Consider the following 25461-nt stretch of genomic DNA (forward strand, 5'->3'; position numbering starts at 1 on the left):
GGGTGATCCCGCAGATCTCGGTGATCATGGGCCCCGCCGCCGGTGGACACGTCTACTCACCCGCCCTGACCGATTTCGTGGTCATGGTCGACGGCACCAGTCAGATGTTCGTCACCGGCCCCGATGTCATCAAGACCGTCACCGGGGAGAACGTGACGATGGAAGAGCTCGGCGGCGCACACACCCACATGGAGAAGTCCGGCGTCGCGCACTACGTCGCCTCGGGGGAGCAGGACGCCCTCGACTACGTCCGCGACCTCCTGTCGTACCTGCCGTCGAACAATCGGGCCGATGCCCCGCGCACGGCGGCGTCGGATCCGATCGTCGGATCCATCGAGGACAATCTGACGGCGGAGGATCTCGAGCTCGATACGTTGATTCCGGATTCGCCGAACACTCCGTACGACATGCACGAGGTGATCCGCCGGATCCTCGACGACGACGAGTTCCTCGAAGTGCAGGAGGGTCGGGCCCGCAACATCATCGTCGGGTTCGGGCGGGTCGACGGCCGGTCGGTGGGGATCGTGGCCAATCAGCCCACCCAGTTCGCGGGCACACTCGATATCGATGCCTCGGAGAAGGCGGCGCGGTTCGTCCGCACCTGTGATTGTTTCAACGTTCCGATCATCACGTTGGTCGATGTGCCGGGGTTCCTGCCCGGGACGGGCCAGGAGTACAACGGCATCATTCGGCGGGGGGCGAAGTTGTTGTATGCCTACGGGGAGGCGACGGTCGGGAAGATCACCGTCATCACCCGTAAGGCGTATGGCGGGGCGTACGACGTGATGGGGTCAAAGCACATGGGTGCCGATGTGAACTTGGCGTGGCCGACGGCGCAGATCGCGGTGATGGGGGCTTCGGGTGCGGTCGGGTTCGTCTACCGCAAGCAGTTGCTCGAGGCCGCGAAGAAGGGTGAGGACGTCGATGCGTTGCGGCTCGAGTTGCAGCAGCAGTACGAGGACACGTTGGTCAATCCGTATGTCGCTGCCGAGCGCGGGTATCTCGATGCGGTCATCCCGCCCAGTCACACCCGTGGGCAGATCGTGACCGCGCTACGACTGCTCGAACGCAAACAAGTGACCCTGCCCCCGAAGAAACACGGAAACATCCCACTATGAGCGGCGAAGCGAATCATGACGCAGCGAGCGCCGAAGCGAATCATGACGCAGCGAGCGCGAATAATGTTGCTGTTCAGGGTAGTTGGACGTTCAGTGGGCGTCCGACCGATGCCGATATCGCCGCGGTTGTCGCCGTGCTGACTGCTGCGCAGACTTCCGTGGTTCAAGAATCTCCGCCGGTGCTCGATCTGTGGGGTCGACCGGAAGATATGCATCGATATGGACTCGCCAGTGCTCCAGCTCTTTTCGTCAATGCCCGATTCGGCCAGTGAAGGACTTCGCACAGATGACCACCTCTACCTCCCATAAGAAGATTTCCAAGGTTCTTGTTGCCAATCGTGGTGAGATCGCGGTTCGGGTGATCCGCGCGGCTGCTGATGCCGGTCTGGCCAGTGTCGCTGTGTACGCCGAACCCGACGCCGATGCACCGTTCGTCCGCCTCGCCGACGAAGCATTCGCACTCGGCGGACAAACCTCCGCGGAGTCGTATCTGGTGATCGACAAAATCTTGGATGCCGCCGCCAAATCCGGAGCCGACGCCATCCACCCCGGCTACGGATTCCTCTCCGAGAACGCCGACTTCGCGGGGGCTGTCATCGACGCCGGCCTGATCTGGATCGGACCCTCCCCCCAGTCCATCCGCGACCTCGGCGACAAGGTCACCGCCCGCCACATCGCCGCCCGCGCCAAAGCACCCTCGGTCCCCGGCACCTCCGAACCGGTCAAAGACGCGAACGAGATTTTGGCGTTCGTCGACGAACACGGCCTCCCCATCGCCATCAAAGCCGCGTTCGGTGGCGGCGGACGCGGCATGAAAGTCGCGCGCACCCGCGAAGAAATCCCCGAACTGTTCGATTCGGCCACCCGCGAAGCCGTCGCCGCGTTCGGGCGCGGGGAATGCTTCGTCGAACGCTACCTCGACAAACCACGCCACGTCGAAGCCCAGGTCATCGCCGACCAACACGGCAACGTCATCGTCGCCGGCACCCGCGACTGCTCCCTGCAACGCCGCTTCCAGAAACTCGTCGAAGAAGCCCCCGCCCCGTTCCTCACCGACGCCCAACGCAAAGAAATCCACTCCAGCGCCAAAGCCATCTGCCTCGAAGCCGGCTACTACGGCGCCGGGACCGTCGAATACCTCGTCGGCCAAGACGGCCTCGTGTCGTTCCTGGAAGTCAACACCCGCCTGCAGGTCGAGCACCCCGTCACCGAGGAAACCTCCGGCATCGACCTGGTGCTGCAACAGTTCCGCATCGCCAACGGCGAAGAACTGTCCATCACCGAAGATCCCGAACCGCGGGGGCATTCGTTCGAGTTCCGGATCAACGGTGAAGACGCCGGGCGTGGGTTCCTGCCCGCCCCCGGCCCGGTCACCACCTTCACCGCCCCCTCCGGGCCGGGAGTGCGCGTCGATTCCGGTGTCGAATCCGGCAGTGTGATCGGGGGCCAGTTCGATTCGATGCTCGCCAAACTCATCGTCACCGGAGCCACCCGTGAGGAAGCCCTCGCCCGCTCCCGTCGCGCCCTGGCCGAATTCACCGTCGAAGGCCTGGCGACAGTCATCCCGTTCCACGCTGCGGTGGTCTCCGATCCCGCGTTCATCGGCGACGGTGACTCCTTCTCGGTGCACACCCGGTGGATCGAAACCGAATTCGACAATCAGATTCCTCCGTTCACCGCAGGCCAGCTCCAGAGTGACGACGCGGTCCTGCCGCGGCAGTCCGTCGTCGTCGAGGTCGGGGGTCGACGCGTCGAGGTCTCGTTGCCGGGCGAGCTCACCCTCGGCGGCGGCAACAGTGGGTCTGCCGGTGCGGTGCGGCGCAAACCCAAGGCCCGCACCCGTGGTGGTGCCGGAGCCGGCGCGGCATCCGGTGATGCGGTCACCGCACCCATGCAGGGCACCGTGGTCAAAGTCGCCGTCGACGAAGGTCAGAGCGTCGAGGTCGGGGACCTCGTCGCGGTCCTGGAAGCGATGAAAATGGAAAACCCCGTCAACGCCCACAAAGGCGGCACCATCACCGGCCTGAGCGTCACCGCAGGCGACGCCATCACCCAAGGCACCGTCCTCGCAGAAATCAAGTAGGGGGTACCTTTCGATGACTGCCCTCGCTGAATCGTTCGACGGCGACACCTCTCCGGCGCATTCCACCGAGTTCGAGATCGTGTCCACGGTACTGCGGATGGCCTCGGTCGCCCGGGTGCGGTTGGCGGAGGCGCTCGATGCCCAGGGGCTGAGCTGGGCACGGTACGAGGTACTCGAATTGGTCTGCAGGAGAGGGCCGTTGTCGTACAGCGCGCTCTCACGTGAATTGGTACGACACCGGACCAGCATCACTGCGACAACCGCCAGTCTCGTCGACGCGGGCCTGTTGGTGCGCAGTGTCAATCCGCGAAATCGACAGCAGTACTTGGTCGACGCCACCGACTCGGGGTATCGCGCGGTGACACGTGCCGAACGCGCGCTCGAACGGGCTCGGTCGCGGATGGCAGTCGATGCAGATTCCGAACAAACACTCGAAGTGCTGCGCGGCATCGAGAAGCAATGGAACAGGCGGCGCTGACCGACACATCCTCGCGCTGATGCGCCAACGGTGAATCGAATACCCCTGGGGCCTTACCTTCAGGGGTATTCGCGTATCCCGGAAGGTGCGGAAGCGACGACCGACGCTGCCGCCCGGCGGGTGAGTGAACCGAGGGGACGATCGAACTCCGGGCGAACGGCATGTGTCGAGTTGCCGTCGACATCGAATCGCGGTCGACAAGCAGTGAATTCGACTGCATACTTGACTTGGTCCAGAAAACCGGAGGATACTGACGCTGTGATGCCCATCTCACCCTATGCGGAGCAATTACGCACCGCCGATTTGCGCGTGACCCGTCCGCGGGTCACGGTGCTCGAGGTTGTCGAAACCAATCCGCATACGGACACCGACACGATTCTCGGACTCGTCCGATCGGTGCTCCCCGAGGTATCACGCCAGACGGTGTACGACGTTCTCAATGCCCTGACCGCTGCGCGCCTGGTGCGTCGCATCGAGCCCGCGGGATCTCCCGCGCGATACGAATCTCGGGTCGGGGACAACCATCACCACGCTGTATGCCGCAATTGCGGCGTCATCGCAGACGTGGATTGCGCGGTGGGCGAGACGCCGTGTCTCACCGCATCGGACTCCGTCGGTTTCACGATCGACGAGGCAGAGGTCATCTACTGGGGCTTCTGCGCACAGTGTTCGGCTGCTCGCGAGCAGCCGGCAGTTCCCGTTCAGTTCCCTCCCCGGTCTCGAACACAGCAGAGTTCGTGACCACCGATCACAGCCCGATCGTCACACCTTGGAAGGAAGCACGTGTCTGAAGATCACGTAACACGCGAAAAAGAGATGAACGAGGATCAGCCGCAGGAGAGCGGTGGCAAGTGTCCGGTCATGCACGACGCGATGCCCAGGCCGGTCGAAGGCGGCGGCAACCGTGAGTGGTGGCCCAAGGCGCTCAACCTGAAGATCCTCAAGAAGAACCCGGCCGTGGGCGATCCGATGGGTGCGGATTACGACTACGCCGCCGAGTTCAACTCTCTCGACCTCGCCGAGGTCAAGCGTGACATCGAAGCCGTGATGACCAACTCGCAGCCGTGGTGGCCCGCGGACTTCGGGCACTACGGTCCGTTCTTCATCCGCATGGCGTGGCACGCGGCCGGAACCTACCGCAAGCAGGACGGCCGCGGCGGTGCCGGAGCGGGCATGCAGCGATTCGCTCCCCTCAACAGCTGGCCCGACAACGCAAGCCTCGACAAGGCCCGCCGTCTCATCTGGCCGGTCAAGCAGAAGTACGGCCGCAAACTGTCCTGGGCCGACCTGATCGTGCTCACCGGAAACGTCGCCATCGAGTCCATGGGCCTGCCGACCTACGGCTACGCCGGCGGACGCGTCGACGCCTGGGAGCCGGACGAGGACGTCTACTGGGGCCCCGAGCAGACCTGGTTGGGCGACGAGCGCTACCACGGTGATCGCACGAGTCTCGAGAACCCACTGGCCGCAGTGCAGATGGGCTTGATCTACGTCAATCCCGAAGGCCCCAACGGTAATCCGGATCCCGTGCAGTCCGCACTGGACATCCGCGAGACCTTCGGCCGCATGGCCATGAACGACATCGAGACTGCAGCGCTCGCGGTCGGTGGACACACCTTCGGCAAGACCCACGGCGCAGCCGACCCCGATGCCCACATCGGACCGGAGCCCGAGGGCGCGCCCATCGAGCAGATGGGCCTGGGCTGGAAGAACAGCTTCGGCACCGGCTCGGGCGCCGACGCGATCACCAGCGGACTCGAGGTCATCTGGACCCCGACGCCGACCCAGTGGGACAACTCGTTCCTCGAGACCCTTTACGGCTTCGAGTGGGAGCTCTACAAGAGCCCGGGCGGCGCACACCAGTGGCGTCCGAAGAACGGAGAAGGCGCGGATCTCGTTCCCGACCCGGCGGATCCGTCCAAGCGTCGCCACCCGTCGATGCTGACCTCAGACATCGCGATGCGCGTCGATCCGATCTACGAGCAGATCACCCGTCGTTGGCTCGATCATCCCGAGGAGCTCGCAGAAGAATTCCAGAAGGCGTGGTTCAAGCTCACCCACCGCGACATGGGACCGGTCTCGCGTTACCTCGGCCCCGAGGTTCCGGCGGAGCCCCTGCTCTGGCAGGACCCGATTCCGGCCGTCGATCACGAGCTGATCGGTGACGCACAGATCGCCGAGCTCAAGCAGGCCATCCTCGGTTCCGAACTGAGCCAGGATCAGCTGATCTCGGCTGCCTGGGCGGCGGCATCGTCGTTCCGCGTCAGCGACAAGCGCGGCGGTGCCAACGGTGGCCGTCTGCGCCTGCAGCCGCAGGCCGGCTGGGAGGTCAACGAGCCCGACGAGATCGCACAGGTCGTCCGCGTTCTCGAAGGCATTCAGCAGTCGTTCTCCGGAACGGTGTCGTTCGCGGACCTCGTCGTCCTCGGCGGCGTCGCAGCCGTCGAGCAGGCCGCCAAGAACGCAGGCGTCGACATCACGGTCCCGTTCACCCCGGGCCGCATGGATGCGACGCAGGAGAAGACGGACGTGGACTCGTTCTCCGATCTCGAGCCCAAGGTGGACGGCTTCCGCAACTTCCTGGGCAAGGGCCAGAAGCTGCCTGCCGAGTTCAACCTGGTCGATCGGGCCAACCTGCTCTCGCTCAGTGCACCGGAGATGACCGTGCTGGTCGGCGGTCTGCGTGTACTCGGCGCGAACTACAAGGGGTCGACGCACGGCGTCCTCACCGACAAGGTCGGCACGCTCACCAACGACTTCTTCGTCAACCTCCTCGACATGGGCACCGAATGGGTTCCCACCGCGGAGGACGGCATCTACGAGGCCAAGGATGCCGCTACCGGCGAGAAGAAGTGGACCGGAACACGTAACGATCTGGTCTTCGGCTCGAACTCCGAATTGCGCGCTCTCGCAGAGGTTTACGCTTGCGACGACGCCAAGGAGAAGTTCGTCCGGGACTTCGTCGCGGCCTGGGACAAGGTCATGATGCTCGATCGCTTCGAGCTCGCCTAGTCCTCACCGGCGCTGACGCGTCGATCGAACTCGAAGTTGTGGATGGAATACGAGCTGGATCCATCCACAGCTTCGAGTTCGTCGTTACCGGCCTGTTATCTTTCGATGCCGATTCGTGACTTTGCACCCGGATTTGTCGCAATGTCCGATTGTCATGCTGGTTCCATGACACAACAGGACGTATCCGCAGGCTCTGCGGACAACAACAGAGACGAAACACGTCAGAGTGCATCCGGTTTCGGGTCGTTTCTCGAGATGTTCCAGGACGCATCGACCGACAAGTTGGACACCGAGCGCGGAATCCGATAGGACTCAGCGAGCTCCGATGGTGTTGGCGACGGAGCCGATCCGTTCGATATCGAGTTCGACGTGATCGCCCGGAACGATCCACCGGTCGAGTTCGAGCCCGCAACCGCGAGGCAGAGTGCCCGACGTCAGAAGCTCGCCGGGCTGGATGTTCTCGCCGCGACTCGCGTACGACAGAGATTCGCTCATGGAATAGCGCATCCCGGCAGTGCTGGTGGTCGACCAGAGCTCGCCGTTGACCCGGACGGTCGCGGCCAGCGAATCCAGATGTCCCGCAACCTCATCGGGGGTGACGATGTCTGCGCCCATCGAACTGGCGAACGTCTTGGTCTTGACGACCGGACCGAACGGCGTCCGCCGCTGCTCTTCCCACTGCGTGTCCCGCGCGCTGATGTCGTCGAAGACGATGTAGCCGCCGATCGCAGCCCCGGCCTCCCGTTCGGATGCATCTCGGATCGGTCGGGTGACGACAGCACCGAATTCGAGCTCGAAGTCGAGAACTCGGCTGTACGACGGCCATTCGACATCGGCCTCGTCGGCCACGACGGTCAGGTGATTGCCGGTGTAGTAGATCGGATGGTCGTCGAACCCCGGACCGGGACGCAGAGCCGGGAACGTTCGACGCGTCAGCATCTCGAACCCACGGATGAACGGGACGGCACGCGGAAGATTCCGACGAACGAGGTTGTGTGCGGCGAGGTCCCAGTGCTCTTCCCAGCCCAGGAAACAGCGCAGCGACGCCGGAACGACGGGGAGGGTCGGTGCCGGTCGTTCCATCGTCGCGACGCCCTCGTCGGCCGCCCGCCGCGCCACCGCAGCTGCGGCATCGCGAGCGGATTCACCTGCATCGAGGAACCGAAGCATGGATCCGGCGAGCGGGCGCAGGATCTCGGGGCCACCCAGAGTCGAGAGCGCAGCCTCGAGATCGATCCATGTGGTCGTGTCGGGCACGTGGACGGCAAGGCGGTCGGCTGAATCGGTGGAGGTCAAGCGTCGCAGTCGCACGGGCGCGTCCGATCTGTGCGGAGCGATGCTCCACAACGGTTGAGGAACCCGGAGTGTAAACGGTGCCACGGTCGGTGTGTCAAGACCCGACAGTTAGCGTGGAGTGATGAGATCACCGGTGCCCGAGTATCTTCAGTCCGTCCTGACGGAGTGCCGACACCTCGACGACGGGGATATGTCGAGCGGCAACCCGGAATTGGCAGCGGCCGATCCCGACACGTTCGCGGTCGCGCTCGCCACGGTCGGCGGGTCGCACTACGGGGCGGGCGATACCGACACCGAATTCTCGATCCAGTCGATCGCCAAGGCAGTGGCCTATGCGCTGGCCATCGAGGACAACGGACTCGCGGCGGTACTCGAGGCCGTGGACGTCGAACCGTCGGGTGATTCGTTCAACGAGATCTCGTTGGAAGCGCGGACCGGTCGACCTCGCAACCCTCTGATCAATGCCGGTGCGCTGGCGGTACATTCGATGATCGGGGGCAGTGACGGCGAAGAACGAGCGGGGCGGCTCATCGAGCTGCTCGGAGCCATGGCAGGCCGCGAACTCCACATCGATCGGGCGGTGTACGAGGCCGAACTGGAATCCGACGATCGAAATACCGCGATCGCACACCTACTGAAGTCGGTCGGCCACCTCGGCGCGGAACCCGCAGTCGTCGTCGACGGATATGCGCGCCAGTGCGCGGTGAAGGTCACGTGCAACGATCTGGCCGTGATCGCATCGGTGATGGCGAACGGCGGAACCGATCCGTCCACCGGCCGACAGATCGTCGACCCCGCGGTCAACCGTCACGTTCTCGCCGTCATGACAACCTGTGGGATGTACGACGGAAGTGGCAGTTGGATTGCGACCGTGGGCATTCCGGCCAAGAGTGGAGTCGCGGGAGCCATCATGGGCGTACTCCCCGGGCAGGTGGGTGTTGCCGTGATCTCGCCCCGGTTGAACGAGCACGGAAACAGCGTCCGCGGAGTCGCCGTGTTCGAGAGGCTCTCACGCGACCTCGGTCTGCACATGATGCACGTCCCTCCCAGCGGCGAATCCGCCATTCGCACGCTGAGCGAATCCGACGGCGTCACGACCGTCGAACTGCAAGGCGAGCTCCGGTTCGCCGGTGCGGAATCCGTCGTCGCCCGACTCGCGGCCGGCGTCCCGGACTGCGAGAAGATAGTCGTCGATTTCACCGAAGTGCGCGCCGTCGACGGAGCTGCACAGCGCCTCCTTCGAGAGGCGGTGAGCGGACTGGAGGGCGACGGCTACCGCGTCGTCGTCGAGGATCCCGACGGGCTGATGAACGTCTCCCGCGACAGCTGACACCTCTCGAAGCAGACGCTCGGTGTCACAGTCGCCCGGCGAGAATCATGTGCCAGTAGGACTGCGGTAGGCCGTATCGGTCGAACGCCCACGCGGACCGTCTGGGTTTCAGGGGATCGAGAAACGAGGGTAGCGACGACGCCAGTGCGCCGGTCCGGTCGAACTCGGCAGTGATCAGAGTGTGCGCTTCGACAGCGATGGGTGCGACGGTGTACCCGTCGTAACTCGACATCGCTCCGCCGCTCCTGGATGCGACGAGATTGTCGACGAGGACCGAAATCTGTTTGCGGAGAGCGCCACCCGAGGAGTCGGTGTCGATCGCTGCACCGTCGCCCGCAGCCCACACCTCGGGGTGACGTCGGTGCCGCATCGTGCGGGAGTCGATGTCGACGACACCGTGCTGCTGCTCTCCGGCCAGACCGGACTCCTCTACCCACAGTGGTCCGCGATACGGCGGGACCAGGTGCAGCATGTCGTAGTCGAGTCGCTCGTCGCCCCCGGCGTTATCGGTGACGGTGATGCGCTTGCTCTCCGGCTCGAGCGCCGTGACCGCCGTATCCATCAGGACGCGCACACCCAGGTCTCGGAGGTGGCCGGCGAGCCGGGGGTCCAGGTCAGGGACACCGAGCAGACTCTGACGATCGACGACCAACGTGATGTCGACGGTCGGTAGTCGTCCCGTGCGCTTCCAGTGGGCCGCCGCGAGAAACAGCGGCTTGACGGTGGTCCCGGTGCACCCGACGGGCGGACGCGGCACGGTGAACACGGCGTGACTGTGTGCAGGCAGGTCACGGACCAGCCGCCACGTGCGCTCGGCCCGGTCGAGGTAGTTGCTGGCGACATCCGGAAAACGAAGTGCCGCATGCACACCCGGCAGAGCGGCTTCGTCGGCGATCAGACCTTGCCCCAGCACGAGATCGCGGTAGCCGTACTCGATTCCCGACGCGCAGCGAACCGATCGATCTGCCGGATCCACCGACACGACCGAATCTTCGAGCCAACCACAGCCCTCGGGGATCACCGAGCGTTGGGTCCGTTCGGCCTCGGTCAGCGGTGCCTGGCCGGCACCGACGTACGACAACAGGGGCTTGTACGTATGCACCTGCTTGGGCTCGATCACGGCGACGTCGGACACGCCCTTCTTCAGCAGTCGTGCGGCCGCGCTGATCCCGGCGTTGCCTCCACCGATGATCAGCACGTCGTACATGGTGCGGGTCACCGTGAATCGGCCGCCTGCGCTGTGACTTCGGTGCGGGCACCGGTATTGCTGCGGGCATCGGCGAGCGTGCGGTAGACGAACACGCGGTCCGAGACGCCGTTCGGGTCTGCCCCGTCGGGAAGCACAACGGAGAGTTTCTGCTGCCAGCGACCCTGGCGAATAGCGGTGGCGTCGAGCACGGAGCGAACTCCTGCCGCGACGAACGTGACGCGAGACAGATCGAGAATCAGAGCCCGGCCGCGCTCGGCGGCTTCCCCCAACGTCTCGGCCAGCACCGGGACGTCGACGTCGGTGATGGAGCCGGCAATTCGCACCTCGATGTCGTCGCCTGCGCTCTCGTCGACCGACACCGTCATCTCGGCCTCCGGGAGCGAGAAGCGGGTACTCGAGGCGCGGTCGTCGGTGGTGGAGAGCGATGGAACCACACCGGCGAGCGGAGTTCGAATGGACGGAACGACGATCATGGACAACTCCTCTGGAGCCGAACTCCTGAACCCGTGCAGGGGGAGTGCGGCAGTCGACTGCCGAGACTGCGGGCTGCTCCTCAACCACACACGAACTAGCACTACCCCGAAGTACGTGTCGGTAAGCCTGTTCCGAACAACCGGTTTGCGGGGCTTGGACACGGGAATACGAATCCGACAATGCACGTGGGAGGAATGTCCATGACGACAGCCGAATTCGATTCCGTCCGTTCGCTGGCACGAGTGCACGCCGATCCCGGAGTGTACGAGCCTCAGGAGGATTCACTTCTGCTGTGCGACGTCGCCGCAGATTCCCGGCTCGTACCCGGAGCGCGCGTACTCGACATGTGTACCGGTAGCGGCGCAGTAGCCAACACCGCAGCACTGCTCGGTGCCCGCGAGGTGGTGGCCTTCGACATCTCTCCGCGTGCGGTTGCCTGTGCGCAGCGCAATGCCCGGTCGGTCGGAGTCGATGTGGATGTGCGGCTGGGGTCGTTCTCGGAGGCAGCCGAGCTGGAGCCGTTCGACGTTCTGCTGTGCAATCCTCCGTACGTCCCGTCGGAGACCGCGCCGACCGGGATGGGTCTGCATCGCGCGTGGGATGCCGGCGAGGACGGGCGAGTGGTGCTCGACCCTCTGTGTACGCGAGGCGCGGAAATGCTGGCACCCGGCGGTGTGCTGCTGGTGGTCCACTCCGAATTCTCGGGCCCGCAGCGAACACGGGAGATGCTGAATACTCACGGTTTCGGTGCATCGGAGGCGGCGTGCCGCACAATCGACTTCGGGCCCGTCATGACGGCTCGTGCCGAGTGGCTCGAGGCCAAGGGCGTGCTCGAAGCAGGCCGCAGAACGGAAGAATTGGTGGTGTTGCGTGGAGACAAGCGATGAGCCGACGGGTGGTGATGTTGCACCTGCGCGCACTCGGGTGAGATTGGTCCGAGGCGGACCGATGCTGATCGACGGGCCGGTCGAGATCGAACTCGACGACGGCTCCGTCGTCACCTCGGATCGTTTCGTGGTTGCGCTGTGTACGTGCAAGCGCAGCAAGACGTACCCGCTGTGTGACACGAGCCATCGCGCGAAGCGACGAGCGGCTCAGTCCAGCGACGACTGACCGGTGGACCACCGCTGCATCACGTGGTCCGCAAGCTCGTTCTCGACGAAGTCCAGTGCGCGCATGCCGAATACGATGTCGGATTCGATGTGCGGTTCCTGCCTGACCAAATTCTCCACCACGTCGTGGCGCAGCACCTGCTCGTGAACGGCATCGGCCTCGACATGCTCGGCGTAGAACGCGATGCATGCAGCCGGCGCGGACAGCCTGCGGAGACCTTGCACGAACCGCTGCGAACCCGGCGAGGACGTGATCTCCGTGGCAGCGAAATGGCCGACGGTGGCACCTCGGCGGCTGCGATGCAATCCCAACAACGACATGAGGTTCACCCACGCGAGTGTTTGCGCGGGAACGCGATCCACGTACCCGAGGTAGGACGCATCGAGGTCTGCTGCCGTCATCGATTCGGCCCACAGATGCTGGTGGACACGCTCACCCCTGCCACCGCCGTACTCGTCGAATTCGACGGCGACATAGGAGGCCTTGACCTGGCCGGCCAATCTCGGGATCGCCCACGCATGGGGATCCGCTTCCTTGAGGTGGTAGATGGACCGGTGTACGAAGTACTCGCGCATCTGCTCCCACGATCCTTCGTCCCGCAGGAACCACGACGGACCGGTACCCGACGACGCCTCGATCGACAGTCGTGTCATTTCGGCCACGACGTCGTCGCCGGGTTCGACATTCGAGCGAACGTAGTCCTGAAACGCGGACTCGAGCCCAGCTCTCAACTGCAGCAGTGCCGGATCCCATTCCAGTTCGTCGTCCACGCCCTCGAACCCGCGGTAGTGCAGTTCGTAGCTCATGAGCAACGCCAGTTGCATATCACGGGACGTCGGGTCGGCATCCGTTGCGCTGGGTAATGCGCCACCGCCGCCGGTGGAGAGGTACCGGGCGACTGCGTCAGAGAGTGGACCACATGGCACCGGCAACCGAGGCGACACGAGGGTGGGGGCGATGGCGGGGGTCACGACACTCATTGTTCACGCCTACCCGCTCCCGGTCACGGTCAATCGCGTGGGTCCGATGCGTTTGCACGCATACGAACCAGGTAATCCGCTTCGTGCGGTTCCGAGTTTCGGGGTCGAGCAACAGAGAGGAGCCTCCATGCGCGCAGTGACATGGCAGGGCAAGAGGAACGTCAGCGTCGATTCGGTGCCCGATCCCCGCATCGAAGCGCCGACGGACGCAATTGTGAAGATCACGACCACCAATATTTGCGGATCGGACCTACACCTGTACGAGACGCTCGGTGCCTTCATGGACCAGGGCGATATTCTGGGTCACGAGCCCATGGGAATCGTCGAGGAAGTCGGTTCGGAGACAGGCGATCTCGCCGTCGGAGACCGTGTGGTAATCCCGTTCCAGATTTCGTGTGGGCATTGCTACATGTGCAATTCGAGTCTGTACACCCAATGCGAGACCACCCAGGTTCGTGAGCAAGGCATGGGTGCCGCGTTGTTCGGCTTCTCCAAGCTGTACGGCCAAGTGCCCGGTGGGCAAGCCGAGTACCTCCGTGTTCCGCAAGCGCAATTCACGCACATCAAGGTCCCCGAGGCCGGACCCGATTCGCGATTCGTCTATCTCTCCGACGTATTGCCTACCGCGTGGCAGTCGGTGGAGTACGCGTCGATACCTGCAGGCGGGTCGGTGACGGTGCTCGGACTCGGTCCCATCGGAGACATGGCCGCTCGCATCGCTCAGCACAAGGGTGCTCGGGTCATTGCCGTCGATCTCGTACCCGAGCGCCTGGCGCGAGCTGCGGCACGGGGAATCGAAACGGTGAATCTGGCCGAACACAGCGGTGGCGTCGGCGACGTCATTCGTGACATGACCGACGGCAGAGGAACGGACTCGGTGATCGATGCCGTCGGAATGGAGGCGCACGGATCACCGGTCGGCAAGCTGGCGCAGCAGATCGTCGGGATGCTTCCCGACGCCGTGGCCGCGCCGATGATGCAGAAGGCCGGCGTGGACAGGCTCGGTGCGCTGTACTCGGCCATCGACATCGTTCGACGCGGCGGAACCATCTCGATCATCGGTGTGTACGGGGGTATGGCCGATCCGCTACCGTTGATGACCTTGTTCGACAAGCAGATTCAGCTGCGGATGGGCCAGGCGAACGTCAAGCGATGGGTCGACGACATCATGCCGCTTCTCGGCGACGACGATCCGTTGGGTGTGGATTCGTTCGCCACTCACGAGCTTTCGCTCGAAGAAGCGCCGCATGCGTACGACATCTTCCAGAAGAAGCAGGACGGTGCGATCAAGGTTCTGTTGAAGCCCTGAACCATTCGAATACAGCGATGCGGCCCGGAACTTCACGGGCCGCATCGGTATTCGCAGAAGGAACGATCGATCGTCGTCAGTCGACGGAGATGACGTCCTTGGCGATTGCTGCCAGGCGGGTCTGTCCTGCGGACACGACTCCGTGGCGGTTCTTGTGCGCCTCCTCGTACGCCACGACAGTGCGTACATCGGCGGGTGTGGTCAGTTCCTTGATGGCGGCCACGGCGTCCGAGACGTTGAGGTCGTCGTAGTCCGCTACCGGGAGCTCGTCGGCGGTGAGAGTTCCGCCGGCGGATCGAGCCGTGTGAATGGCGTCGGCGACAGAATCGACACCTTCGCTACGGGTCACATCCTCGGCGGCTTCGAGTGCTGCATCGCGGCTGGCAGTCAAAGTCTTGACGGCAACGTCGCCTGCGTGTGCACCGCGACCGAGCAGTGCGCTCAGTCGATCCGGGGTGGCGCGGGCGGCGTCCAGTGCGCGGTCGAGACCGCGGGCCGACCAGTTGGCCGGTGCGTTGACGATCTTGACTGCGGTGCCGGCGGCTGCCTGGAAGGGCGTCCGGCGCAGTGCGGCGGGTCCACCCAGGGCGTCTTCGGCGAGGACGGTCTCGAGCCATTCGACCGTGGCGGCATGCGCGGTGGCCAAGCGGCCGGCCAGTGCAACGACGGACGGTTCGTCGGCTGCTGTCGCCAGAGCCTTGATGTACTTCGCACGCCCCAGCAGTTGCTGCTCGAGGGCGAGATCACCCAGTAGTGCCTCGTCGAACGGCTGCGCCTGCTCGGCGACTGCCTTCACCGCTGCGAAGGTGCGTCCGATGAACGGTGCCACTACCTCGGGCAGGCCACCGAGGTCGCGCAGTGCCTCCTCGATAGCGGCAGCGCGGTCACGTCCGTTGGCGGCGTTCTGCGTCAGTTCCCGACGAACCGCTTCGGTGCGCGCCTGCACGACGCGGGTTTCCGCGACCTGGATTTCGGTGTGAGTCAGCTGCAATGCAATGCGCAACTGAGCGATCAATGTCGATGTGCTCATGGTGCTCCCCTTTCGGTGGGTGGGTACATGGATCCGGCCGATGCCTGTGGGTCACAGCGTGATGCTCGGCCCTGTTCTGGTGTTACCCGCCGGTAAGTTCTGCCAAACGGCTGTACCGCAGGTGTGAACAGCGACACGTCCGAACCGCTACTCGTGTCGACGGGATCCAACGGTTTCGATCGGCGGCGGAATGGACATCCGACACCGATGACTACCGAGCTGTACACAGCAACCGTCTCTGCAACTGCGACCGGCGTGACTTCGGACGACGGAGTGCTGTCGTTGAGTGTGCGAGAGCCGGCCGAACTCGGTGGCCCGGGCGAGGCCACCAACCCCGAGCAGCTGATGGCCGCAGCGCTGTCGAGTTGCTTGGTGGAGTCACTGCGGATCGCGCTGGGGACCGTCGGCGGCAGTGTCGACGAACTCGCGGTCAAGGGAACCGTCGTGCTGACCGATTCCGACGCGAAGTTCGCACTGTCGGTGTCGCTACCGGGCACCGACAACCCGGAGGCCGTACTCGCGCAGGCCACGTCGATCTGCCCGTTCCTCAAAGTGATCGACGCCGTGGACGTCACCCTTGAATAACCGCTCGATCATTCGGCTTACCCGCTCCGAACGCGCGCGATGATGTCCATCCGCGTTCGGGCGGTTCGCGGATTGCAGGCGATCAAAGCGGGGTTCGCGCGGGAGGACACCACTCTGATCGCGGGCGGTCTGACGTTCTACGCGGTGATCGCCGTCGTCCCACTGTTGCTTCTGACGATCCGCGCGACCGTGTTGTTGGTGTCGGCGCAGTGGGTACAGGGCGGATTCGACGCCATGTCGGAGTTGCTGCCCGATGCGTTGGGTGCCCGCGCGGCGCTCGACGGTCTGGCCGATGCCGGAATACACCTGGGACCGCTGGGGGTCGTGATTTCGATATTCCCCGCGACGTTCTACGGAGAGGGTCTGCGAAGGGCGATCGTTCGCTTCGCCCCGACCCGTGAAACGTTCACCGGGTGGCGAGGCAGAGCTGCCATGGTGCCCTTTTTCGTTGCCGCCCCGGTGTTGCTCATCGGGGTGCTGACCGTCGCACGCGTTTTGCACGCGACCACGGGCGGCGGGGGTGCCGGTGCATTGGCTCTACGAATATTTCTGGGGTTCAACTGCCTGTGGTTGATCCTGGCCGTTCCGCTTGCCTGGACCTACCGGGTCATCGCGCCGCGGGCGGTGGGGTGGCGGGCTCTCGTGGCCGGCTCCTTGGTCACGTCGTCGATCGTCACCGGGTTCGTGCACGGCTTCATCTTGTTCCTGGCCATTCCGGTCGACCTCGGTGCACCGTTCGGCGGTCTCACCGACATCGGCGGCGGTGTGGCAATCATGCTGTGGATGTTCGTCTTTCACGTGCTGGCGCTGGCCGGCTGGCTGATCACCGCCGAGTTCGATCGGCCCGTCGGTACAGCCCGAACATCAGCTGGGTGAACCCGAGAACGGCCAGCCCACACGTCACCGATATTCCGATCGTCGCAGACGTCTGAGCGCTACCGGGGCCCGCGCCCGCAACGGTCGCGGTGACGACGGCGGCAACGACCCGAGACGGCCGCTCCCACACTGTCAGAAAGCCGACGTCGGAAATTCCGGCTCCGACGGCACGCGCGCGGGCCGTCTCGTGCAGCAATGTCGTCACACCGACGGCAACGACGATGGGCATCGGAGCGCCCAGCGCGAGGCTGCCCGCGAGGAACAGCAGATCGCTGCACCGATCCGACACCGTGTCCAGTAGATAGCCCCACTGCGATATAGAACGACCGATCATGGCCACGCCGCCGTCGATACCGTCGAGCAGCCCGGAGAACACGATGAGCACCGCCGCCAGGAGGGGCAGCGACGTGCCGGGCCGGGACAACGCCACCGAGCCTGCAGCCGCAACCACCGCGGCGATGGTGACGGAGTGGGCCGAGACGGACGCGCGCACGAGCGGGGCGCTCAGGAAGTACACCAGACGAAGCCAGGTCGACACGAGCACCGACGACGATGGATCGATGTTGCTGTGCAGACCCGACCATGTCGACAGATATTCCTGGCGGGTCGCCGGAAGTTCGGACGAAGTACGCCGGCTCGGTGTGCTGCGCTGGTTGACCATCGACGATCCTTGCTCGGCAAATCGAAAGACCGACTCTACGAAAGATTCGTCGGTGAATACCCGCCTACTCGAAACCCACACCCGAGCGGCTCGAACAGTTACTGCTCGTCGGAGTTGCTCTGTCTCCTGCGGGCTTTGAGCCGGGATATCTTGATCCCGACGGCCGCGAACAGAATCAGCCATCCCGCGATCAACACTCCGCCTCCGACGAATGCTGCTCGCTTCAGAGGATGGGTGTCTGCGTACACGTAACCGACTGTGCCCCACAACAAAGCGATGAAAGCGATGATCGCCATCATCCACATCATCGAATACAACGTTCTGTTCATCATTCGCCCGATCTCGCCGTTACGTTCGTTTGCCGCCTGTTTACATTCTCCCACTGGCCGTACCCGATTCGGTCGAGTCGACACCGGAAGCACCCCACATTCACCAGGCAAGTTTCGGTTGTACCTCGCCCGCGGAGAGTCCGAACTCCGCGCCTGTCCGATGCATGTGCCCGAACATGGCCTCCGCGAGGTCCTCGGAATCCATTCGCACAGTCGACGACCACCGTCGAGCGCGAGCGCTCGACCGAGACGTGCGTAGTTCGACTGTCCCCGAGTTGCCCACGTCTACAGTCAGCCGGTCCGCTCCTGTCTCCACGAGACTACGAAGTGCGTCGGCACCGAACAGGACCAGGCCGCGCACCTCGAGCACCGCGTGAGAACGTGCGGTGTCTCCCGGGAGCCCCACCTGGATGCGGCAGTCGGCGTCGCCCCACTGCCGCCGTAATTCATCGGCACCGGGTCCGTGAATCCACACCCGACAATCAGGATGCCTCAGGATCGAGCCGACGGTCTCGAGGAGGGACGCAGCGCTGTGCCCGGTGGTATCGACAACCGCGACGATCTCCGGCAACGCGAAGGTCAGACCTCGGTTACGCGCCGCAGGGTCGGTGATGCGGGAGGCCAGCATCAGCGCTTCGGCATTCTTTCGCTCTCGGTCTCCGCCCGTGCGTTCGGCCCAGTCGGGCCCGTCGTGCCAGGCGACAGCTCGCGGCCGATGGGCCAGTACGGCACCTGCGGCGTAGGCCCGATGCGCGAATTCCCAGTCTTCTCCGCCGTACCCGACGAACGTCGGGTCGAACCCGCCGAGTTCCTCGAAAAATGCTCGGCTGCAGGACATCACGGCACTGATGACGTATCGGTACGAACGACGGTCCGCGTCGAGAAGATCTCGCGAACCGGCGTAGCCGTCACGAAGCCATGGGGGCTCGGTGAATTCCGTCGGACCCGCAGATCGGCCCTCGAACCAGGTTCCGACATCCGCGGGCGACCACCCGCCGAAATCGGCATGTCGACGCCTACCCACCGTCACAGCATCGGGAACGGCCACGATCAGGCGTACCGATTCCTCGATGTAGTCGGGTTCGGGCACGGTGTCGGCGTCGAGGAAGCAGAGGATGTCTCCGCGCGCTGCGGACGCACCGAGATTACGTACGGCGGCGGCCCTGAATCCGAGATCCGGCTGGCGCACGACTGTGATGTCGAGAGCCGAGCCGAACCCCTCCACATTCGGTTCCTCGGGAGATCCGTCGTCGGCGACGATCACCTGGATGCGGGACGCGGGCCAGGTCTGCGCGGTCAACGCTGTCAGAACCAGGTCGAGCTGATGCTGCTGCCGGAAGTAGGGAATCACGACCGACACACACGGCGTGTCCGATGCGGTCGGTGCCAGATCCCACCGATTGTTCGGAACCACCCAGCGGCCGTCGGGCAGCGGGATGGACGGTCGAGCCATGCCCTCTCGGAACAGGGAGCTGTACAGGTCGGCCGCCTGCGCGGGCGAGGGATACGGTGCCGCGTCAGCGGTCTGCCATGTCTTCTCGGGGCGGCGCAATGCCTCTGCCATCGCCTCGGCCAGGCCCTCCACCGTGTCCTCGTGAATCCACAGCGCGTCGGGGGAATTGAGGGCCATCTCGTCGACGTATCGACCACGAGGGACCAGAGGGCGACGGCCCGCCGCGATCCAGGTGTTGATCGAACCGGATGCCGATACGTGCCGGTGGAAAGCAACCGGAACAGCAATGGACCGCAGTCGTTCGTTCAGATCGGCGTCGGGAACGAAACCGGTCGTCGAGAACGGCCTGCCCAGATGCCGGGCGGTGGCGCGTAATTCGTCGAGTACGTCGTCGTGTCCGGCCGACGCGGCCCCGATGATCTCGAACCCGACGTCGGTGTCCAGTGCGGACATGGCGCCGAGCACCTCGCTGTGTCCCTTCCCCGGATAGACGAACCCGAGAATCCCGACGACTCGCCGGGTGATGACGTCGTCGGGTCGTAGTGTCGGGCGGTCGATCGGCAGGGGAATCACCCTGATGTCGGGTCGACTGTCGAGTACGTCCTCGAGAAGCAGTCGCTCGTGCACACTCGACACCACGACCGTTGCAGCGCAGTCGATCACTCGGCGGTAGCAGTCTGTGCGTGCCGCGAACGCGGAGCCGTCCGAGATCTGCGGCACGTCGTGCAGCGTGACGGTGATGCGGGCTCGATGCTGCTGTGCCAGTGCGGCAATGGCATCGGCCGCTTCGGGCGCGGTACGTCCGAACAGCCGGTCGGTGAAGTGAATGTGGACGGGGTCATCGGGCGGTAGTCGGTCGGCAGCGGTAACCACGGGACTCGCTGTGGCGGCGGCCATGTCACGGGCGCAGCGGACGACTCCGTGGTCCGGTGGGCCGACCACGAGATGATGCACGGGTGCGATCACGGCGTCGTCTGCAGGATTCGCAGGAGCTCGGAGTGGCGAGTGAGTGCGGCGTCGACGAACTGGGGGTGAGCCGCATACCAATCGAGGTGAGCGCGGTGTACGGCGTCGCTGGACACGTCGGAACCGTCGACCATCCAGTCGGGGCGAGCATTACCGGGGAGGCCGAGTGCGTGAAGTACCCGACGTTCGACGGGCGCTCGAACACCGCCGAGCAGTTCTCTGCCTGGATCACTCACAGTGCTGCCGGTGTCGAGTCGGTCGAGTATTCGCTGCGCGAGTGCACTCAACACCACGTTGGTCGGGTGGTTGATCGTATGAGTGGCACGGCTTCCCGCACCCTCGAACAGGTCGGACGCAGCGATGTCGGTGTCGCGGCTCTCGCGTCGTCGTAGTTCCTCCAGGCTCGCCTGCGCGGCATCACGAAAGCCGGCGTCGGATACCGAGAGATCCCAGTCCTCGCCGGACCGCACTCCACGCTCGAAGGCCACAATCGTCCGCAGATCGTGGTACGGAACGAGATCCGGAACGGCTGCTGGATCGCTCGGATGCCGAACGATGACCTGAAAAGGATGCAGCGCAGCGTATCTCAGCACGGGCCAACGAAGTGTCAGGGCTTCGGGCGGGAGTGACCGTCTCAGATCGGGGACCCCGAGCGGCAAATCCCGATAACCCTCCCGCACAGGTTGAGTCAGCAGTACCGAGGTCTGCCGGACCAATCGATCGACATGCGGCAGATCGGCGGATTCGAGTTCGTGTACCGGCGGGATTCGTACCGTCCGAAACGGCATCGCCGCATCCGAGCTCAGCAGAATGCGCATCGCCTCGGCCTGGCAATTACCCCAGACGAGCAACAGGGGGCGATCGTCGAGGGGTGTACGTGGCGCGGCCTCGAGCCCCGATATTCCGTAGAAATCGCCGTAGTGGCGAGTACGCCCGTCCATGTCTGCCCCGACGTCGTGTGAGTGCGTGTGTTCGACCATGCTTCTGGTCAACGTAGCCCCGCCGAACCTGCGATGCCAACCGCGATTGAACTCGGTACGAAGTGGGTACAGACCCCATGCGCGTGTCGGGAACAGGCACGATTTCGTCTGACCTGTACCCGAAGGAATTCATGATTCGTATTGCGTCCGTACCCTCTTCTCACGTCTACGTACGGCACGTGCAGCCGGTGCCCGGCGGATCCGGCGACTCGGTGGTGCTGTTGCCGGATCCGACGCCGGTTCGCGTCGATGTGCCGGGCCAGTGGTGGCCGCCTCGCCTCCTCGACGCCGGGTGGTTGGCCGAGCAGCCCGATTCGAGCTTCGACGTTCTGCACGTGCATTTCGGCTTCGAGTCCTTCTCGCCGGAAGAACTGACCCGCACGGTCGAATATCTGCGGGCCCATCGCAAGCCCTTGGTGCTCACCGTCCACGACGCGCACAATCCCCATTTCGCGGACAACACCGGCCATCTGGAGCAGCTGGACGTGTTGATACGTGGTGCCGATGCCGTGATCACCCTCACCGAGGGCGCAGCTGCGTGGATAGCCGATCGGTGGAACGTGCATGCGACGGTGATCGAGCATCCACACGTGGTGCCCCTCGAGCGAATGAACGTCCCACGCCCGGTGTCGGACTCGTTCGTCATCGGAGTCCACGCCAAGAACTTGCGAGCGAACATCGACCCGCTTGCGGTCATGGACGCCGCCGTCGAAGCGGCCCGATCGCTACCGGCTGCGACGGTGCGGTTGGACATAGACGAGGACGTGTTCGACACGGCCGGCCACTGGTACGACCCGACCGTCGGCGCGAAGTTGCTGGACTACAACAGTTTCCCCGATGTCGACGTACGGGTGCACGCCCGATTCGACGACGCCGAACTGTGGGACTACCTGACTTCGATCGACGTCTCGGTACTGCCGTATCGGTTCGGAACACATTCGGGTTGGCTCGAGGCCTGTCGGGATCTGGGAACGGCCGTCGTCGCGTCCGATTGCGGGTTCTATGCCGACCAAGCGCCGATTCACAGTTTCGTCATGAACACCGACTCGTTCGATCCCGACACGTTGGTGGCAGCCGTGCAGGCGTCCCATGCCGATCGAACCACAGCGCTCGACGCCGCAACCCGGGCCGAGCAGAGACAACGAATCGCAGCGACCCACGCTGGGATCTACGCAGCAGTGACAAAGGAGATGCGTTGAACGAGAAGCCACTTCGCATCGCGGTGCTGGCGTCATCGAGTTTTCCGGTGGCACAGCCTTTCGCGGGCGGTCTGGAGGCACATGTCTACAATTTGGTGCGGGCGCTGACCGAGCGTGGACACCACGTCAGTCTGTTCGCCGCAGACGGATCGAGCGTCGATCTGGATGCCGCGATGTTGCCGGTCCGAACGCTGGATCTGACACCGATTGCCCTCGCCGATCTCGCGGTCACCCCCACTGCGGTTCGCGAGCACCACGCGTACCTCGCCGTGATGATGGAGCTGGCCGGTGCGCTGTCGAACTCTTTCGACATCGTGCACAATCACAGCCTCCACTACCTGCCGTTGGCGATGTCCGCCACGCTGCCGGTGCCGATGGTGACCACTCTGCACACGCCGCCGTTCGCGTGGCTGGAGTCGGCTGTCGCCTTGGCTCCGTTCGGTGCCAACACTTTCGCTGCTGTCAGTGCGTTCGCAGCCGAGCAGTGGGCCGACGTCGCGACCGGGACGATCGTCATCCGGAACGGGATCTCCCTGCAGGACTGGCCGTTCGGTGCGGGCGGCGACTACGTGGTGTGGTCCGGACGGTTGGTTCCCGAGAAGGGGTTGAACCTGGCCATCGCCGCCGCGAAGCTCGCCGGCCGGTCGCTACGAATCGCCGGCCCCATCAGCAACCTCGATTACTTCCACGGTGTCGTCGAACCCCTGCTCGACGATCGAGTCCGGTACGTCGGACACCTCGATCAGCCGGCCCTCGCCGCGCTGGTGGCCGGTGCCGAGGTCGCGCTGGTGTCGCCGGTGTGGTCCGAGCCGTACGGTCTGGTGGTCGCCGAAGCCCTGGCCTGCGGTACCCCCGTGGCGGCATTCGCCCGCGGAGGGATACCCGAGATCATCGACGCCTCGTCCGGAGTGCTGGTGCCCGCCGACGACGTGGCGGGGCTCGCCGACGCCATTCCCGCCGCGGCAGCATTGAACAGGCACGACGCGCGGGCGCGCGCCGAGCAGGTGTGTTCGGTCGACCGGATGGTCGACGAGTACGAGGAGCTGTACCGATCGACCCTCGAGTCCGCATCGGCACCGGAGTCCGCCCACGGTCTCGCGATTGCATGATCGGCTACTACGCACACCACCACGGGGTAGGCCACGTCACTCGGTCCGATGCGATTGCGCGTCACTCGGGTGAGCCGATGACGGTGCTGTCCTCGCGGGCGCGGCCTCCGGAACATGCTGCAGCGGAATGGATCGCACTGCCGCTGGATGTGAACGACACCGTGGGCGAGGCAGCCGCCGACGACATCTCGGCCGGGGGAGTGGTGCATTGGGCACCCCACGACGTCGACGGGCTGACCGCACGGATGGCAATGATTGCCGAGTGGGTTGCGCGGGAGCGACCGCGGGCAGTGGTGGTCGATGTGTCCGTGGAAGTGGCGATGTTTCTGCGGCTGATGGGTGTTCGGGTCATCGTCATGGCGATTCCGGGAAACCGGGCCGATCCCGTCCATGCAATGGCCTACCGCGCGGCGACGCACATTCTCGCACCCTGGTCACGCAGTGTGTACGACCCGGCCTGGTTGCATCCGTACGCCGCCAAGACGACGTACTCGGGCTCGATCAGCCGTTTCGCGGGACGGGCACGAACCGACACGCCGAACACTGCGGCCTCCGAAGGCTCGGTTGTCGTACTGGGTGCAGCGGGCGGCACCTCGTTGACGCGTGAGCTGGTGGACTCGTGGTCCGCCGTGGACGACCGGTTCGACTTTCGCGCACTCGGAGTCGCCGGCGGTGACTGGGTGGACGACGTGTGGCCGGTGCTGTGCTCGGCGGCTCTCGTGGTGACCAATGCCGGGCAGAACGCCGTGGCCGACGTCGCCGCGTCGGGCACGCCGGCCATCGTGGTTCCGCAAGCCCGGCCGTTCGACGAGCAGGCTGCCACCGCGCACGCACTGGCGGCCGGATCCATCGCCGTGGTGCTCGACGAGTGGCCCTCGGTCGATCGGTGGCGACGCGCTGCCGACTGCGCCCTGGGCATCGGCGGACGGACATGGTCGCTGCTCGGTACCGACGGCGCACCCGATCGGGCGGCTCGCGCGATCGAGCAGGCTGCGGCCGGGACGGCTCGGCGATGAAAGTAGTAGTCGTGACCGTGGTCTCGGGTCGTCATGATCACCTCGCCGCGCAAGTTCGTGGATTGGCAGAGTCCACCGACCGGCCTGTCGAGCACATAGTGGTCGCCATGGGCGACGACGGCATTGCGGACGTACTCGCCCGATCCGGTTCTGCGGCAACGGTTCTCGACATGGACGCACAGACCCCGCTGCCGGTGGCGCGAGCGCGTAACCTCGGGGCGGCCGCTGCCCTCGATCGGGGTGCCGAGTTGGTGGTGTTCCTCGACGTGGATTGCATACCCGCCCCGAAGATGCTCGACAGATATCGCCGCGCCGCCCTGCGCCCCGACAGTCGGCGAACTCTGTTGTGTGGACCGGTGACCTACCTGAAACCCGACAGCGTCGGGCTCGAAGGCGACGCTCTGATCCCGCTCACCGCGCCGCATCCGGCTCGACCGAATCCGCCCGCGGGCGCGGTGGAACCCGGACACGATTTCGACCTGTTCTGGTCGTTGTCCTTCGCCGTGCACGCCGACACGTGGACCGAGATCGGCGGGTTCTGCGAGGACTACACCGGTTACGGGGGCGAGGACACCGATTTCGCGGCCACGGCCCACGCGTCGGGCATCGGGTTGCGGTGGGTCGGCGGCGCTCACGCGTACCACCAGTTCCATCCCGTGTCCGATCCGCCGGTGGAACATCTCGACGACATCGTCGTCAACGCTCGGATCTTCTTCCGCCGGTGGGGCCGGTGGCCGATGGGCGGGTGGCTCGAAGCGTTCGCGTCCCTCGAACTGGTCGAGTACGGCGACACCGAGATTCGCCGTCTCACCGCCGGTGTTCACGACACCGACGCCCGTGTGAATTAGGCTGGC

The 25461-nt window shown here is 64.8% G+C and carries 26 protein-coding genes; 17 read left to right on the plus strand and 9 right to left on the minus strand.

Features of this window, described 5'->3' with window-relative positions:
* From E4P29_RS19910 to E4P29_RS26005, 7 genes are all read left to right on the plus strand, one after another.
* The coding region (locus tag E4P29_RS19910; protein ID WP_135046887.1) for an acyl-CoA carboxylase subunit beta at positions 1-1118 on the plus strand (1118 nt) is incomplete at its 5' end.
* Positions 1115-1390: an acyl-CoA carboxylase epsilon subunit gene (locus E4P29_RS19915; protein WP_135046888.1), complete on the plus strand. Its 276-nt coding sequence runs from the start codon at positions 1115-1117 to the stop codon at positions 1388-1390. The genes E4P29_RS19910 and E4P29_RS19915, both read left to right, overlap by 4 nt.
* Positions 1391-1404: 14 nt before the next feature.
* Entirely contained in the window at positions 1405-3201 is a 1797-nt protein-coding gene (locus E4P29_RS19920; protein ID WP_135046889.1) for an acetyl/propionyl/methylcrotonyl-CoA carboxylase subunit alpha, read from the plus strand.
* A 13-nt stretch (positions 3202-3214) separates the two neighbouring features.
* Positions 3215-3679, plus strand: coding sequence for a MarR family transcriptional regulator (locus E4P29_RS19925; protein ID WP_135046890.1), 465 nt, complete (start codon positions 3215-3217; stop codon positions 3677-3679).
* 261 nt (positions 3680-3940) lie between these two features.
* A complete protein-coding gene (locus tag E4P29_RS19930; protein WP_135046891.1) occupies positions 3941-4420 on the plus strand; it encodes a Fur family transcriptional regulator in 480 nt (159 codons plus the stop codon).
* Between the two features lie 75 nt (positions 4421-4495).
* Positions 4496-6691 carry a catalase/peroxidase HPI gene (katG, locus tag E4P29_RS19935; RefSeq protein ID WP_209205479.1) on the plus strand — a complete coding sequence of 732 codons (2196 nt, stop codon included), beginning with the start codon at positions 4496-4498 and terminating at the stop codon, positions 6689-6691.
* A 165-nt stretch (positions 6692-6856) separates the two neighbouring features.
* Complete coding sequence (locus E4P29_RS26005) at positions 6857-7000, plus strand: hypothetical protein (RefSeq protein ID WP_167735557.1); 144 nt, start codon at positions 6857-6859, stop codon at positions 6998-7000.
* Positions 7001-7003: 3 nt separating this feature from the next.
* Here the strand turns inward: E4P29_RS26005 and E4P29_RS19940 are convergent, their stop codons facing one another.
* Positions 7004-8002 carry a fumarylacetoacetate hydrolase family protein gene (locus tag E4P29_RS19940; protein ID WP_135046893.1) on the minus strand — a complete coding sequence of 333 codons (999 nt, stop codon included), beginning with the start codon at positions 8000-8002 and terminating at the stop codon, positions 7004-7006.
* 106 nt (positions 8003-8108) lie between these two features.
* Here E4P29_RS19940 and glsA point away from each other — a divergent pair, with 106 nt between their 5' ends.
* A complete protein-coding gene (gene glsA / locus E4P29_RS19945; protein WP_135046894.1) occupies positions 8109-9317 on the plus strand; it encodes a glutaminase A in 1209 nt (402 codons plus the stop codon).
* A 25-nt stretch (positions 9318-9342) separates the two neighbouring features.
* On the opposite strand, the gene E4P29_RS19950 is transcribed toward glsA, so the two are convergent.
* Together E4P29_RS19950 and E4P29_RS19955 are read right to left on the minus strand one after the other, a co-directional pair.
* Positions 9343-10524: an FAD/NAD(P)-binding oxidoreductase gene (locus E4P29_RS19950; RefSeq protein WP_135046995.1), complete on the minus strand. Its 1182-nt coding sequence runs from the start codon at positions 10522-10524 to the stop codon at positions 9343-9345.
* 8 nt (positions 10525-10532) lie between these two features.
* Positions 10533-11000: a hypothetical protein gene (locus E4P29_RS19955; RefSeq protein ID WP_135046895.1), complete on the minus strand. Its 468-nt coding sequence runs from the start codon at positions 10998-11000 to the stop codon at positions 10533-10535.
* 201 nt (positions 11001-11201) lie between these two features.
* Between E4P29_RS19955 and E4P29_RS19960 the strand changes: the two genes are divergently transcribed.
* Together E4P29_RS19960 and E4P29_RS19965 are read left to right on the plus strand one after the other, a co-directional pair.
* The gene (locus E4P29_RS19960) at positions 11202-11888 is read left to right on the plus strand and encodes a HemK2/MTQ2 family protein methyltransferase (protein WP_135046896.1); all 687 of its coding nucleotides are present in this window, start codon (positions 11202-11204) and stop codon (positions 11886-11888) included.
* Between the two features lie 61 nt (positions 11889-11949).
* Positions 11950-12114: a CDGSH iron-sulfur domain-containing protein gene (locus E4P29_RS19965; RefSeq protein ID WP_135046897.1), complete on the plus strand. Its 165-nt coding sequence runs from the start codon at positions 11950-11952 to the stop codon at positions 12112-12114.
* On the opposite strand, the gene E4P29_RS19970 is transcribed toward E4P29_RS19965, so the two are convergent.
* The gene (locus E4P29_RS19970; protein ID WP_135046898.1) at positions 12096-13094 is read right to left on the minus strand and encodes an iron-containing redox enzyme family protein; all 999 of its coding nucleotides are present in this window, start codon (positions 13092-13094) and stop codon (positions 12096-12098) included. The two genes, E4P29_RS19965 and E4P29_RS19970, sit on opposite strands and share 19 nt — an antisense overlap.
* Before the next feature lie 127 nt (positions 13095-13221).
* Here E4P29_RS19970 and E4P29_RS19975 point away from each other — a divergent pair, with 127 nt between their 5' ends.
* Positions 13222-14403 carry a zinc-dependent alcohol dehydrogenase gene (locus E4P29_RS19975; protein WP_135046899.1) on the plus strand — a complete coding sequence of 394 codons (1182 nt, stop codon included), beginning with the start codon at positions 13222-13224 and terminating at the stop codon, positions 14401-14403.
* Positions 14404-14479: 76 nt separating this feature from the next.
* Here E4P29_RS19975 and E4P29_RS19980 read toward each other — a convergent pair whose 3' ends face one another.
* Positions 14480-15433, minus strand: a complete 954-nt coding sequence (locus E4P29_RS19980; protein WP_135046900.1) for a ferritin-like domain-containing protein — start codon at positions 15431-15433, stop codon at positions 14480-14482.
* Between the two features lie 207 nt (positions 15434-15640).
* Here E4P29_RS19980 and E4P29_RS19985 point away from each other — a divergent pair, with 207 nt between their 5' ends.
* Together E4P29_RS19985 and E4P29_RS19990 are read left to right on the plus strand one after the other, a co-directional pair.
* The gene (locus E4P29_RS19985) at positions 15641-16018 is read left to right on the plus strand and encodes an OsmC family protein (RefSeq protein WP_135046901.1); all 378 of its coding nucleotides are present in this window, start codon (positions 15641-15643) and stop codon (positions 16016-16018) included.
* Positions 16019-16057: 39 nt separating this feature from the next.
* Positions 16058-16894 (plus strand): YihY/virulence factor BrkB family protein, encoded by an 837-nt coding sequence (locus E4P29_RS19990; protein ID WP_135046902.1) that lies wholly within the window; start codon positions 16058-16060, stop codon positions 16892-16894.
* Here the strand turns inward: E4P29_RS19990 and E4P29_RS19995 are convergent.
* The 4 genes from E4P29_RS19995 to E4P29_RS20010 form a co-directional block, all read right to left on the minus strand.
* The gene (locus tag E4P29_RS19995) at positions 16842-17555 is read right to left on the minus strand and encodes a CDP-alcohol phosphatidyltransferase family protein (protein ID WP_135046903.1); all 714 of its coding nucleotides are present in this window, start codon (positions 17553-17555) and stop codon (positions 16842-16844) included. The two genes, E4P29_RS19990 and E4P29_RS19995, sit on opposite strands and share 53 nt — an antisense overlap.
* 98 nt (positions 17556-17653) lie before the next feature.
* Complete coding sequence (locus E4P29_RS20000) at positions 17654-17887, minus strand: hypothetical protein (RefSeq protein ID WP_135046904.1); 234 nt, start codon at positions 17885-17887, stop codon at positions 17654-17656.
* 97 nt (positions 17888-17984) lie between these two features.
* On the minus strand, positions 17985-20303 hold the full coding sequence (locus tag E4P29_RS26440) for a glycosyltransferase (RefSeq protein ID WP_245154421.1): 2319 nt from the start codon (positions 20301-20303) through the stop codon (positions 17985-17987).
* Positions 20300-21283 carry a WcbI family polysaccharide biosynthesis putative acetyltransferase gene (locus E4P29_RS20010; protein WP_135046905.1) on the minus strand — a complete coding sequence of 328 codons (984 nt, stop codon included), beginning with the start codon at positions 21281-21283 and terminating at the stop codon, positions 20300-20302. Before E4P29_RS20010 ends, E4P29_RS26440 begins: the two co-directional genes overlap by 4 nt.
* A gap of 131 nt (positions 21284-21414) precedes the next feature.
* Between E4P29_RS20010 and E4P29_RS20015 the strand changes: the two genes are divergently transcribed.
* From E4P29_RS20015 to E4P29_RS20030, 4 genes are read left to right on the plus strand one after another with little or no spacing between them, the layout of a single operon-like run.
* Complete coding sequence (locus E4P29_RS20015) at positions 21415-22482, plus strand: glycosyltransferase (protein WP_135046906.1); 1068 nt, start codon at positions 21415-21417, stop codon at positions 22480-22482.
* Entirely contained in the window at positions 22479-23591 is a 1113-nt protein-coding gene (locus E4P29_RS20020; RefSeq protein WP_135046907.1) for a glycosyltransferase, read from the plus strand. Before E4P29_RS20015 ends, E4P29_RS20020 begins: the two co-directional genes overlap by 4 nt.
* On the plus strand, positions 23588-24607 hold the full coding sequence (locus tag E4P29_RS20025) for a glycosyltransferase (RefSeq protein WP_135046908.1): 1020 nt from the start codon (positions 23588-23590) through the stop codon (positions 24605-24607). The genes E4P29_RS20020 and E4P29_RS20025 overlap by 4 nt, the downstream gene beginning before the upstream one ends.
* Positions 24604-25455, plus strand: coding sequence for a galactosyltransferase-related protein (locus tag E4P29_RS20030; protein ID WP_135046909.1), 852 nt, complete (start codon positions 24604-24606; stop codon positions 25453-25455). Before E4P29_RS20025 ends, E4P29_RS20030 begins: the two co-directional genes overlap by 4 nt.
* Positions 25456-25461: the final 6 nt, after the last annotated feature.

The organism is Rhodococcus sp. 1R11 (assembly GCF_004563845.1).
Classification (GTDB): domain Bacteria; phylum Actinomycetota; class Actinomycetes; order Mycobacteriales; family Mycobacteriaceae; genus Rhodococcoides.